The 12,274-nt window shown below is 49.5% G+C and carries 16 protein-coding genes; 5 read left to right on the top strand and 11 right to left on the bottom strand.

The window, feature by feature from the left end; all coding sequences use genetic code 11:
- Nucleotide 1 precedes the first annotated feature (1 nt).
- From OGY68_RS01315 to OGY68_RS01265, 11 genes are all read right to left on the bottom strand, one after another.
- Nucleotides 2-343, bottom strand: coding sequence for a type IV toxin-antitoxin system YeeU family antitoxin (locus tag OGY68_RS01315; protein WP_114670187.1), 342 nt, complete (start codon nt 341-343; stop codon nt 2-4).
- Nucleotides 344-353: 10 nt separating this feature from the next.
- A complete protein-coding gene (gene radC / locus OGY68_RS01310) occupies nt 354-896 on the bottom strand; it encodes a RadC family protein (protein WP_286616796.1) in 543 nt (180 codons plus the stop codon).
- Between the two features lie 12 nt (nt 897-908).
- Nucleotides 909-1,349, bottom strand: a complete 441-nt coding sequence (locus tag OGY68_RS01305; RefSeq protein ID WP_114670185.1) for an antirestriction protein — start codon at nt 1,347-1,349, stop codon at nt 909-911.
- Nucleotides 1,350-1,379: 30 nt separating this feature from the next.
- Entirely contained in the window at nt 1,380-2,201 is an 822-nt protein-coding gene (locus tag OGY68_RS01300; RefSeq protein WP_049190336.1) for a DUF932 domain-containing protein, read from the bottom strand.
- 98 nt (nt 2,202-2,299) lie between these two features.
- A complete protein-coding gene (locus tag OGY68_RS01295; RefSeq protein ID WP_112777522.1) occupies nt 2,300-2,530 on the bottom strand; it encodes a DUF905 domain-containing protein in 231 nt (76 codons plus the stop codon).
- A 71-nt stretch (nt 2,531-2,601) separates the two neighbouring features.
- Complete coding sequence (locus tag OGY68_RS01290) at nt 2,602-3,051, bottom strand: IrmA family protein (RefSeq protein ID WP_014226752.1); 450 nt, start codon at nt 3,049-3,051, stop codon at nt 2,602-2,604.
- A complete protein-coding gene (locus OGY68_RS01285; protein WP_049190329.1) occupies nt 3,048-3,500 on the bottom strand; it encodes a YfjS/YafY family lipoprotein in 453 nt (150 codons plus the stop codon). Before OGY68_RS01285 ends, OGY68_RS01290 begins: the two co-directional genes overlap by 4 nt.
- A 36-nt stretch (nt 3,501-3,536) precedes the next feature.
- Nucleotides 3,537-4,106: a hypothetical protein gene (locus OGY68_RS01280; protein ID WP_286616823.1), complete on the bottom strand. Its 570-nt coding sequence runs from the start codon at nt 4,104-4,106 to the stop codon at nt 3,537-3,539.
- Nucleotides 4,106-4,810, bottom strand: coding sequence for a WYL domain-containing protein (locus OGY68_RS01275; protein ID WP_049190322.1), 705 nt, complete (start codon nt 4,808-4,810; stop codon nt 4,106-4,108). The genes OGY68_RS01280 and OGY68_RS01275 overlap by 1 nt, the downstream gene beginning before the upstream one ends.
- A gap of 200 nt (nt 4,811-5,010) precedes the next feature.
- Nucleotides 5,011-5,886, bottom strand: a complete 876-nt coding sequence (locus OGY68_RS01270) for a GTPase family protein (protein ID WP_102014663.1) — start codon at nt 5,884-5,886, stop codon at nt 5,011-5,013.
- A 100-nt stretch (nt 5,887-5,986) separates the two neighbouring features.
- Complete coding sequence (locus OGY68_RS01265) at nt 5,987-6,901, bottom strand: hypothetical protein (RefSeq protein WP_286616784.1); 915 nt, start codon at nt 6,899-6,901, stop codon at nt 5,987-5,989.
- 502 nt (nt 6,902-7,403) lie between these two features.
- On the opposite strand from OGY68_RS01265, the gene OGY68_RS01260 reads away from it, so the two are divergent.
- The 5 genes from OGY68_RS01260 (at nt 7,404) to OGY68_RS01240 (ending at nt 12,266) form a co-directional block, all read left to right on the top strand.
- Nucleotides 7,404-7,610, top strand: a complete 207-nt coding sequence (locus OGY68_RS01260) for a helix-turn-helix transcriptional regulator (RefSeq protein ID WP_286616782.1) — start codon at nt 7,404-7,406, stop codon at nt 7,608-7,610.
- Between the two features lie 97 nt (nt 7,611-7,707).
- Nucleotides 7,708-8,307: a hypothetical protein gene (locus OGY68_RS01255; protein ID WP_073511312.1), complete on the top strand. Its 600-nt coding sequence runs from the start codon at nt 7,708-7,710 to the stop codon at nt 8,305-8,307.
- 216 nt (nt 8,308-8,523) lie between these two features.
- Complete coding sequence (locus tag OGY68_RS01250; RefSeq protein WP_286616778.1) at nt 8,524-9,096, top strand: hypothetical protein; 573 nt, start codon at nt 8,524-8,526, stop codon at nt 9,094-9,096.
- A 149-nt stretch (nt 9,097-9,245) separates the two neighbouring features.
- On the top strand, nt 9,246-9,635 hold the full coding sequence (locus OGY68_RS01245; protein WP_286616776.1) for a putative zinc ribbon protein: 390 nt from the start codon (nt 9,246-9,248) through the stop codon (nt 9,633-9,635).
- Between the two features lie 177 nt (nt 9,636-9,812).
- On the top strand, nt 9,813-12,266 hold the full coding sequence (locus OGY68_RS01240) for a type I restriction-modification system subunit M (protein ID WP_286616774.1): 2,454 nt from the start codon (nt 9,813-9,815) through the stop codon (nt 12,264-12,266).
- Nucleotides 12,267-12,274: the final 8 nt, after the last annotated feature.

Genomic DNA, 12,274 nt, shown 5'->3' with positions numbered 1-12,274 from the left:
GTTAACGATGGGTGGAGTAAACGGCGATGTATACGTAGCCGCAACTGCCAAGGGTATCGGCTTCGCAGGTGAAACCATTGTGGTACAGGGTGACACAGTGGGCATGGCGAGGATTCATTTCACCAGTAGTCAGCATCGATTCCATCTGGCTGATAAAATGCGGGAATGCCACATCCAGCTTAAGACATTCTGTTTCGCTGAACTTACCGGTGATACTGGCCCGGTCAGCCAAATAGTGCAGCCGGTTTCCCTCCTGTACCAGACGAACGCCAAAGCAAGGTGCCACATTACGATTCAGACCCCACTTGAGAAATGAATCGTTCTCTGAGTCAGTAGATTTCATTGAAGTGCCCTCATATCCAGCCTCGCTCTGCAAACGACACAATTCCATCTGAACCGATAACCAGATGATCGAGAGTGTTCACATCAACCAGTGCCAGCGCTTCTTTAAGCCTGCCCGTAATGTTGCGGTCACATTGGCTGGGCTCCGGATCACCGGATGGATGGTTATGCGCCAGCACAACAGCAGCAGCATTGAAGCGAAGCGCTGACTTCACCACCTCACGGGGATGGACCTGGACATGGTTAACCGAACCGGCAAATAGCGTTTCAATCTCTAGTAAACGGTGCTGGTTATCGAGATAGAGCACCATAAACACTTCCCGTTCTTGTCCTGCCAGCTGTAACCGAAGCCAGTCACGGGCAGCCGTGCTTGAGGTAAAGGACATGCCGGGCTGGCGCAGATATTTATCCAGCAGGTTGATAGCACGTCGAATGGTCCGTTGGGCATAAGGTGTCAATCCGGAGGTCGCGGGGAGCAGGCAACCATGCTGGGCCATAACCGCCAGCGGAAAGAGTTCAGGCTGCGATGACTCTGGGGATAATACAGTATTCATGTTAGGCATTCCTTAGTCGATAAGATGCATAATGGCGCTGCATTCCGGATGGTTTAGCGCGTAGTCGCGTAAGCGATAATAGTGTCCAGTCATAGCGTCACACTCGGTGCGGCAGGCGTGGTGGCTGTAAGCCATTAGGCAGACTGCTACACCGGCAGCCTCTCCGCTCATCTCCGCATCGTTGCCATTCATCGGGTTGAACAACGTCCATTTCTCACCGTCAGGCTCCGGAGCCATAAATGCGCCGCTATTGCTGAGTGTGTAAAAGCTCCAGACGCCGCCGCTGTAATCAGCGCACAGGCGATCCATCCAGCCGAAGATTTGGGGCTCAAGGGTTATCCATTGTGGTATGGATCCAAAGTGCTGCGGCCAGAAGCCGATGCGTAGCTCGTCAGGGACCACCGAGGCAGTAATTGCTGCCTGCTCAGCGAACTCAGGGTTGTGTGTATCCATTAAACTATCTCCTTATGCCGGAACGGTTGTTTAACGCTCGAAAAACGCGAGCATGTTTTCTGCCATTACCCACAGGGCGCGATTGAGCTTCACATCGCCATCAATACCGGTAACAGCACGGGTGCGGCTGCTTTTCCCCTGAGCTGTTCGCCCCGACAATCCACCTTTCATCAGGTTCTCCTGCACGCGCTGGTATACGGTCCACAGGTCATCGCTGTAGTCCTCCCGGCGACGTGGGGTCAGCAACTGCGATACCGTGACCGGCTGGTGGTCTTCACCAAAGCGATACTTAAGCGCGGCATTCGCCAGGGCGTTACGGGCTGGTTCTGGCAGTGCCAGTGACTGCATTGCATCGCGCTTCTCCTCCACCCGGTCAAACACACCGAGTACTTCGTAAGCCCCTTCAATCACCTTCTCGACGACATTACCTTTATGCGGGACCCGCACTTCTCCGAACGACTGACCACAGACCAGGCCGTTGGTGCAGACACCACGAAATAGTCCCGGCAGCATCTGGTAGCTTGATGAGCCGTCATGGCTGTTCAGCAAAATAATTTCCGGCACCTGATGCCCGGTCAGTTGACCGGCACGGCGCAGGCGCAGCATGTGTTTGGTGTGCTCCCGCTTACTCAGGTCACGAACCTTCGTCTGGCAGGCAAAGAACGGCTCAAAGCCTTCACGCTGCAGGCTTTCGAGGATGGTGATGGTCGGGATGTAGGTGTAACGGTCTGAACGAGATTCATGCTTGTCACTCCCGAACACGCTGGGGACATGACTCAACAGCTCTTCGTGGGTCAAAGGCCGGTCACGGCGTATCTGATTTATACGGCCAAAGCGGCTGGCTAATCGCATGGATAACTCCTTATGAAGTGGGTAAAAATACAAAAGGCCACACTTCCCGAAGGAGGTGTGGCCTGACTTTGTTTATAGCGGTGATGTGCTGGTGGTGGTTATGCAGGGAATTTGCGGATGCCATAACGAGCGATATACCTGTTTAGCCAGTAACCAGCATCCGGCTCAAAGTTCCAGGCTCGCCAGACCATGCAACGCTCATGATGGATAACCAGACGGAAATGTGTCCCCAGGTCGTCCTCTATAGCAACGTTGGAATCTTGAGACGCAACCGCCTCTGCCTGCTGGCGAGTAAACGGTCCATCAGGCAATTCAGTGAGTTCAGTCATACAGGCTCCCTAAAATAAAAAGCCCCTGTGGCATTAGCGACAGGGGCTGAATCAAACAGATGGCGAATCGGCTAAGATGCCTTACCACCGACAACCGTGACTTGTACAGGTCGGTAGTACTGCGGGTCGAAAACGGAAAGTGGCAGGTCAATCTGGTAACCATTACGCTCTTCCGTTGCCTTCATGATTTCGACAGAGCTGACGTTTTCCACGCATTCGTTCTCCAGCGAGGCTTCCTGAGAGCGAGTGGCATCGCTGTCGCCAAATGCAGCCACTGCCATATTCCCCATGGCCAGCGTGTTCCCCCCTTTATCTTTCAGACGCAGGGAAAGTGTCAAAGGCCCGAATCCTTCACCACTTCCGCCGTTGTCCAGGCGAAACTGCCAGACGCAGACATTGCCTGGCACCCAGACCATGTCTGTGTTGCGGATACTGATGTAACGCTGTTCTTCGGCCTGAGCCGGTGACAGCAGACAAAGGCTCAGAGCGAAAACTGAGATAACGCCTTTCAGCTTCTTCATGGATTTTTCTCCTGATTCTCCGGCAGATAGAGTTTTCCCATTTCCTTGCCATCGTGCGAATACACCACCGATTTTTCACCCGTATAGCTGTCGGTTTCAATTCTGAAACTCAGAGTGATATTGTCCGCAAGGCACAGGGCTGCCATCAGTGGCTGCACCGTTTTCTGCTGCATATCAGCAATGTAGTAATAATTGCCTGACTCACATCCTTCCGGTGACTGGCGGATTTTCATCACCGTATATTGCGGTGTACCGAAGGCATCCTTTTTTACCCATTCCTGGGCAATATCGGATTTATGCGAGACAACCTTGCTGAATGGTGGTGGAGTCAGGTCTTTAAACCTGGCTATCGCTTTCACGCCAGCATCTTCCTTGCTGTCGCAGCCAGAGGCACTCATTGCACCGATAACTGTCAGAACGGCAAGCACAGGTGGATACAATTTCTTCATGGTGCAGATTCCTTATTATTCGTCCGTTCCGTTGCTTCAGCAGTTGCCAGTTCGTCGGCACAACTCAGCCAGACTCTGTTGGGCTACCCACTGCTGCAATTTCTGCTCTGAGGCAGAACGCTTCGCCGCCAGGGCAGCCTGCTGCTGTTTGTTGACACAGTTTTCCGGAAATGCAGCAAGCACCTGCTTGCTGTGAGGTTCATTAACCAGCTCCAACTGATACTGGGTGTCGATGATAGTGAAGTAACACCCTTTCCCCTGGTCTTCACCCTGATAGACCGATGTCAGGTCGGAATAATAACCGCTGGCAGGTTTCAGATTCAGCTTGCGCACGGTATGTGTTTTCTTGTCGGCGAGAAAATAAGCACCACCACCCCGCTGACGCAGCAGAAATTGTTTAGTCCAGGGGTAATTGCCAATGACACTGGCCTGGTAGAGCGTATTGTTCAGCGTATCGTCGTCCATGCCATCGGCTGATTTCCAGCCATCCGCCTGCATGTACTGCCAGAATTTGACGGTACCCACGACAGTTTCGGCAGACGCCGGAAAGGTAGCGCCAGCGCAGAGACTGATGGCCAGTGCCGTTGTGGTCAGTAATTTCTTCATCATGATTCCTTATGAGGTAAAAGACCGTCGCCGGTTCTGGCGAGCAGTGAGTGAAAAACGTGAAAATGGGGAAGGGCTCTGAGGAATTCTGGTTCGGCGAGAACGTTACGAATCTGAAGGTCAGGCACGAACAGTTCCGGGTGTAAGGTAACCGCATGGATATCGTTCAGCGGAAACACTGCCACGCGATGATGATGCTCTCCAGTCAGGTACCATTGTCCGCCGCAGAGTACGAGGCGGTATGGTGCGAGCCCTAAACAGCGACAACCTTCAGCCAGCAGCGTCACACGGCGATGCTCTGATATGGCCCTGACAAGGCGTGTAAATATGCCTGGACTGGGTGGCGACAATGGCTCCGATTCTGCCCATATGAGGCAAGGAGACTCACCTGGCCCACTCAGCAGTGAGCTGATCATGTGGTTATCCATGTCAGGAAACAAAGCCTCCACGCCTGACTGACGAACAAAAGTCAGTACAGCCAGTTCGCGTTGATGGCTACCAGAGAGCAGACGACAGGTGCCATCGCGATATTCCAGATCCAGGTACATCAGTCGCTCACGAAAATCCCGGCGGAGGGTACGGAGCGATACACCAAACTCTGCGGCAAGAAGGCCCATATCCAGTGTTTCGCCAGCAACAAGGCGAGTGATAATGAGGGACAGCCGAACCGCCAGCCGCTCATGGCGACGCTCAGTCTGGGACATTAGATTTTCTCCATCCTGTTAACAGGCTGAAAATTAAGTGATTAGTGTAACGAAGGGGCCGGACAGGGTATGGACATGGGAAGGCGTATTTTTTCAGTACGTGGATTTCAGCCGTGATGCGGCTTTGCGCCTGATTGATGGATTAGTAGTACATTAATCGAGCAAGGTAAGGACAGGGAGTGTCCGCCATAAGCGGTTTGTCAGAAGAAAATCCAGTCCCAGACGGCACGGGCAACAGTCACCACTGCTTCCCGTACGGTTCGAATCACAGCCCTTACAGGCTCTGGCAGAAAAGATGATGACTCCACAGTGCCAATCATTTCATCCACTGCATTACCAAAGCGCTCGCGTGCCTGCTTTTTTACTGGCTCTGTGCAGAGCCTGCCATGCAACTGTGTCGTTAGTGGACTGGTGGCCCGGTCAGGCAGGCTATTCATCATGGTATCTACCAGAGATTCTATACCCCACCCGGTTCGTGCTGACACCACACAAACAGGGTGATGCGGCAGAAACTGCTGTTGTACGGCATTTCGCTTCGCCTTAATCGTCGACATCTGAGCCGGGGAAGGCAGGTTATCGGCAACACTCCACTGATGGCAGGGCTCGGCCTTGTCAGCCTGATTAACAACAAACAGCACCCGGCGCTGATACGCCAGCATCACTTTGTGATAAAAGTGTTCATCCACTGACAGAGCCCGATCATCAGCTTTGATGACCCATAACACCAAATCCAGCTCGGGTAGGATGCGACGATACAGTGCGGTGTATTCTTCGTCACGTTGCTCGCTTTCACCAACACCAGGTAAATCAACAATCATCAGGCTGTGATTGCCATTGCGAAACCGGAAGCGCAGCACATCGCGCGTGCAGGCCGCCACATCGCTGACAGGCGTGACTTCGCCCTGGAACAGGGCATTGCAGAGAGACGATTTACCTGACCCACTTTTGCCCATAATGCCAATAACCGGCTCGTACTGTGTGAGACTACGAAGGCGTTTAAGAATAAGACTGCGAAGAGTAGGAGGCAGTGAAGCCAGAGGCTTCTCAATGGCCAGAAGGCCGTCAGTTTTTTGCATACGGAGATCTCAATGTGAAAAATAAAAAGACCCGCGGTCCTGTAAAGGATGCGGGGGATTCACTGAGATAATATCTGTCTGAAATTATTTGGAGTGAATGCTATTTACCTTCTGCATATCTGGCATCGTGCCAGGCATTCATAATGATAACTTCCAGCTCTTCGTTAATTTTTCGACCATTTTTCTTTGCCAGCATATCGAGCTTTTCTTTAATGTCCTTCTGGACATAGGTGTTAATGACTTTTTTATCAGCAATGTTTTCCCGGAATACATTCTGATTGTATGTTTTTTTCATCCGTTGCATCATCAGACGCCGAGTATCGGGATGCGCTGGCCAGGAATACAGCACGGCCGTGAGAAACGTAATCACCTGTTGTTGTCTGATTTCAGTCATAAATGCAGGCATATAATCGGGTTTGATATGCTCCATAACATATTTAAAAGTCCATGCACATTGTTTATGATTTTTAAGGTCAATCCATTTAAATGGTTCTGGTAACTCCCGGTTTCGCTGAATCCAGATATTTTTTAATGAAGAGAGTGTTTTGATCTTAAAAATTAACTCGACATCCCAGCTATCGAAACAGGTGTAGAGTACTAAAAGTGCATGCTGATAGGTTTCTGGAATAACAGCTAATGAGCCATGCCGAATAACCGGAGGCCGTTCACGATAAAAATCGACCTCAAGTGGATTGATTTCCTTAGGGCCCATGGTTGAAAGTATATTCCATGCAAAGTAAGCGGAGCTATAGTCCTTTATCCATTCAAAATTCGTCTCCGGGACGATACTGGATAATAACTCATTTTTCATTTGCCGTACGAACTTATTGTACTCATGGGTATTTTTAAATTCATTATTAAGGTCTCTCAGAATCATGTCCATAACCTCCTGATTTTTATAATCAGTTATGAGGATTAGCGGAGTTCGCTCCCGGTATCCTTCGATGTTTTTCTTCATGTATTCGATATAAAACCGGCACGCTCTTTCTGTTCTATCCGTCAGCTGTTCTTTCATAATTACATTTTCATTGATTTTAAAGTGAGTATCACTACGTAGGTTAATGCGTGTGTAATGCGTAGTCAAATGCGTTGTTTAATGCGTCGATATATGCGTAATAAAAAGTGTAGTGAAAGTTATGTCTTATGTAATGCGTAGTGATGCAGGATTAGATGGTTTTCTATTTAAAACAAGAGGATAAACTACTCACTGACCTTCGGAAAAGTAAGAAGGGCTTTTTCAAAGGACAGGTAGTCCGGTGACTATAAGCCCATGAAGACAAAAGAGGAAGGATAACGGTTACCTGAGCGGTTGATGTCTGCAACAGATGAGGTAACAGAAGAATGTAAGACAGTCATGCACATGAGCGCGTCGAAATACATCTCAGAACCGGTTGACCCCTAGAGGTCAACATAACCCGCTTTTTTTTACGTATCTCCCCATGGGTATGCCCCGGAGCAGTGACCGCAATTAAATATCACTCATCCGGGTTACATTTCTTAACCGGAGATACCAAATCATGACCACGCATCCCTTACTTACCGAAGACCAGTTGATTGACATGGCATTTATTACCAGCGTGCTGCAGATGACAGACAAGTGGATTTACAAGCTTATTAAGGACGGATCCTTCCCCAAACCTATCAAGCTGGGGCGAAGCTCCCGATGGCGGAAGAGCGAGGTGGAGTCCTGGCTTCAGGAACGTGTCGACCAGTCCCGTAAATAACCTCACTCTTAACTAATCCCACTGGCAAGAAAATAACTATCCGGCTCATCCGGAGGTTTTCTGCTGCCTGTCATTTGCCCCTGAAGGAATAAGCATCATGAAAGACTATAAACCGCGTTACGAAGAACTTCACAAATACTACCAGACCTGGCTGACCGACTTTACGAAGTTAACGGTCAGGTCGGGCATGTGTCACCAGAATATCTACCATCACCATACCCTGACGGTTGGCAGCCTTAAGTTTCCGGGAGAGGAAGAGGTTATTGCTGTTGTTCCCCAGTGCCTGCACCGGATTATTTATGGCAGAGCAGCAGCCCCACTGACTGTTAATGATGACCTGAGCGTCAGTTTATTTACTCAGGAACATCTGCTGGCTCACCATCCCATGCTGGAAGGTATTCTGCTGTCTGAGTGCGTGCGGTTAAAACAGCGTCCTGTGGCAAATAAACTCATCAGTTTGTTTCGGCAGTTCAGCGGTAGCGAGCTGCGTCTGAAGCTGGTCTGGCTGTGCTGGTACGATTTGATGCTGGGTAATTGCCTGGATGACTGGACCGACCATCTCAGATTCAAAAAAGATAAAGAGATGGATATCTGGGTAAATGACCGGCAGGCAGAAAACTCTGCGCTGACCAGTCTGATGGACGAGTACGTCTGCTTTGCATGGCGGACGACAGCCGAGCCACTGAATCAGGCCTGATGCCTTGCCCTGCAAGGTTTCTGAAGGCACTAGTGAGTGTGATTATTAATATCGGTTATTAGTATTATTAATAGGCATGCCCTCTTAATCCTTCACCCTGATTAATCCCAGTATTACCAGATCTTTCAGTAGCCCTGTCAGAAACTGCGTCATAGCCTCCCCTCCGGAGGCTTCCTCACATCTGCTGATCTTTGTCAGCACGAAGGAATCTGTTCTATGCAAATCAAACCGCAATGGGAGCCAGACTGGTATCTGGAATCTCTTCTGAACATCCATATTGACGAAATGGTTGATCGCTATGCCTGCCTGCGGGCACTCCGAATCGACTTGTTCTATCAGCATCACACCGCTAAGTACTACCTGCAAAACCACAATCATCTTGAATGGGATCTCCGGTTACTCATGGATCACATGATGCAAATGGGCGCAGTCGTGGGTTATTTCTGGGTTATCGAATGGACAGAAGACCATCACTACCATGCGCACGTAGTCTTCTGGGTAGATGGCAACCGCAGTCGGAAGGTTTATCCCTGGGCTGAGAAGGCCCGTGAGTTCTGGACGTTAATTACCGAAGGTGACGGGGGCTTCCATCGTAGTGAATACAAAAAATATTACAGAGCCAATATCAATATCCCGGTGCGTTACAGCGAACCAGACAGTATTGACAACATCCGACAGGTGTTGGCGTATATGACCAAAATTCAGCAGAAACATGGCCTGCTGCTGTTCGGCTGCAACGATGTCCCTGAACGACCAGCAACCGGGCGACCACGCAAGACTGACTTCTGAGTAAGGCAGTTTTTTACGCCAGCAATTCATAGTGTGACTACCACACCGCTATTTACCTCGCAACACCTTTAAACCTTCCAACCGCATGGCTTCTGTCTGCCCTTTAGGGACGGCTTATGCCTGCGTGTTGGCTGGCTGGAGCCTAGAATATGTTTGCCAAATCCTTTCTCGCTCTCGACGGTAACGGTGGTCTGAACGGTGCACGTACCGCGCAGATAGCCCCTTATGATAGCGATACCTACCACCTCTGCGGTTGTGCGCTGCAATGCCATCCTGAGTACAACAACGAATGCCCGTGGTTCGAACACACCGAAACGGGTCTCACCAGCAATGGTCGACAGCATTGTCCCTATACCAATCCGAATACCAGTGAACAGCAACTGGTCAGACGGTTGCAGCACCTCCTCCCTGATGCCACTCCCAGGGTCAGTAAAGACGACTGGCAATGCACACAATGCGAGAGCAATTACTATGGTGAACATTACTGCCTAACCTGTCGTACCAGAGACTTCAGCCAGTCAAAATGGGTGACATCATGAGAATGTTGAAGTGTTTCTCGTCACCAACGCACTGGGTATTTATATCGCCACTGACATGGTCGAAGCCCCACCAACTTGATAAACTCTCTCGTAAATTCTTACGGGGCAGAAACTATTTGGACGATTGTGTCGTCACCTCTTTGCCGCGTTACATGCATTGTTTTCACCGGACACCATATGGCTATCAAGAAGAACGAACTTTACTCCTCCCTTTGGGCGAGCTGCGACGAGTTGCGTGGCGGAATGGATGCTTCACAGTACAAAGACTATGTGTTGACCCTACTGTTTATGAAGTACGTCTCTGACAAAGCTAAGGGCAACCCTTACGCGATGATTGAAGTGCCGGAAGGTGCAAGTTTCGACGATATGGTTGCTCTCAAGGGCAACAAAGAAATTGGCGAAAAAATTAACAAAACTATCAGATTACTGGCCGAAGCTAATGACCTGAAAGGTGTTATCGACATTGCCGACTTCAATGATGAAGACAAGCTGGGTAAAGGCAAGGAAATGATCGACCGCCTTTCCAAGCTGGTGGCAATCTTCGAAGGGTTGGATCTCTCAGCCAACCGCGTTGATGGAGACGATCTGCTGGGTGATGCCTACGAATATTTAATGCGTCACTTTGCTACAGAGTCAGGTAAATCCAAGGGGCAGTTTTACACCCCGGCAGAGGTGTCACGCATTCTGGCGAAAGTGATTGGCATCAGTAAACAGACACCACAAGATGCTACCGTTTATGACCCTACCTGTGGCTCAGGATCACTATTGTTGAAAGCTAGTGACGAAGCAGGTCCGAAGGGGCTGACCATTTATGGCCAAGAGATGGATTATGCGACCAGCGCACTGGCACGCATGAATATGATCCTTCATGACAACGCCACCGCTAAAATATGGAAAGGCAACACCCTAGCCGATCCGCACTGGAAAGATGGCAACGATAATCTGAAAACCTTCGACTTTGCTGTAGCTAACCCCCCTTTCTCCAACAAAAACTGGACCAGCGGACTGGATGCTGCGAACGATACTTTTGACCGATTTGTCTGGGGTACACCACCAGAAAAGAACGGCGACTATGCTTTCCTGTTGCACATCATCAAAAGCCTGAAAAGTACCGGCAAAGGTGCTGTGATCTTACCTCACGGCGTTCTGTTCCGTGGCAATGCTGAAGCACGTATTCGTGAGAATCTGCTCAAACAGGGTTATATCAAAGGCATCATTGGCCTGCCCGCTAACTTGTTCTACGGCACGGGTATCCCAGCATGCATCATTGTCATCGATAAAGAAGATGCTCAGCTCCGAGCGTTCAACGCTAATGGCGAGAGTCAGCAAGGCATCTTTATGATCGATGCCAGTAAGGGCTTTATTAAAGACGGCAATAAAAATCGCCTACGCGCCCAGGACATCCATAAAATTGTCGATGCGTTTAATCGCGAGCAGGAAATCCCCCGCTTCAGTCGCATAGTCCCACTGTCAGAAATTGCGGCCAACGACTTCAACCTCAATATCCCTCGCTATATCGACAGCAGCGATCCGGAAGATCTGCACGATCTTTCTGGCCATTTGGCTGGTGGCATTCCCAATCGCGATATTGATGCTCTCAGTGCTTACTGGAACATTTTCCCGACTTTACGACAGGATCTATTCGAACCCGCCCGCCCTGGCTATAGCAATGCCCGAGTCGAGGCAGGTAAAGTTAAGAGTACTATCCTGGCACATCCGGAATTTGCATCTTTCAGAGATGGAGCACTGATACCCTTTGAAAATTGGTATGCAGAATGTCGACTTGATGAAATTGCTCGTGGTGATTCGCCGAAACAGCTTATTGAAGAGATTGGCGAGAGTCTCCTTGCTGCCTATGCTTCTGAAGCCACAGTTGACGTCCCTCTACTTGAGAACTACGCCATCTATCAGTTACTGATGGACTACTGGATGGATGTCATGCAGGACGATGTTTATGTCCTGAGTCAGGATAGCTGGCAGGCGGGCAAAGTGCTTCGTGAACTTATTGTCGAAAAAGGGGAAAAACTCAAAGAAACACCAGATCTAGTAATAGGCAAGAAAAAGTATAAGGCTGAACTTTTGCCGCCTGCACTTTTAGTAACTCGCTATTTTGCTACCGAGAAGCTGGAACTGGATCAACTTCAGGTCGCTTATGATGAAGCTGCACAAGCACTTGAAAGTTTCCTTGAAGAAAACAGCGGAGAAGATGGATTACTTGCTGATGCGATGAACGACAAAGAGAAAGTGACTGCTGCCAGCGTTAAAGCACGACTTAAAATTGCCACGGATAAAGAAGAAAAGGCGACACTGAAAGCCGCTCAAGCATTGTTCGATGCCGAAACCCAAGCCAAGAAAGCGCATAAAGAAGCGCAGGAAAAACTGGATCATGCTGTATTTGCTCATTATCCAAAACTCACTGATAACGAAATTAGAAATCTTCTGGTACAGGACAAATGGCACGCTAGTTTAATTAGTGCTTTAGAAGCAGAGATCGAGAGTGTTACGCAGCGGTTGGCAAATCGAGTGAAAGAGCTCGAAGAACGTTATAGCTCAACTATGCATGAACTCACACAATTAGTGGCTGAGTTAGAGGCCAAAGTTGCGGTTCATCTTAAGTCGATAAAGCTGTGAGCATGACA

This window comes from Citrobacter sp. Cpo065 (genome assembly GCF_030332805.1).
GTDB classification, from domain to species: domain Bacteria; phylum Pseudomonadota; class Gammaproteobacteria; order Enterobacterales; family Enterobacteriaceae; genus Citrobacter; species Citrobacter portucalensis.
Note: the sequence above shows the minus strand (reverse complement) of the source record. Positions and strands in the feature narration are given on the sequence as shown.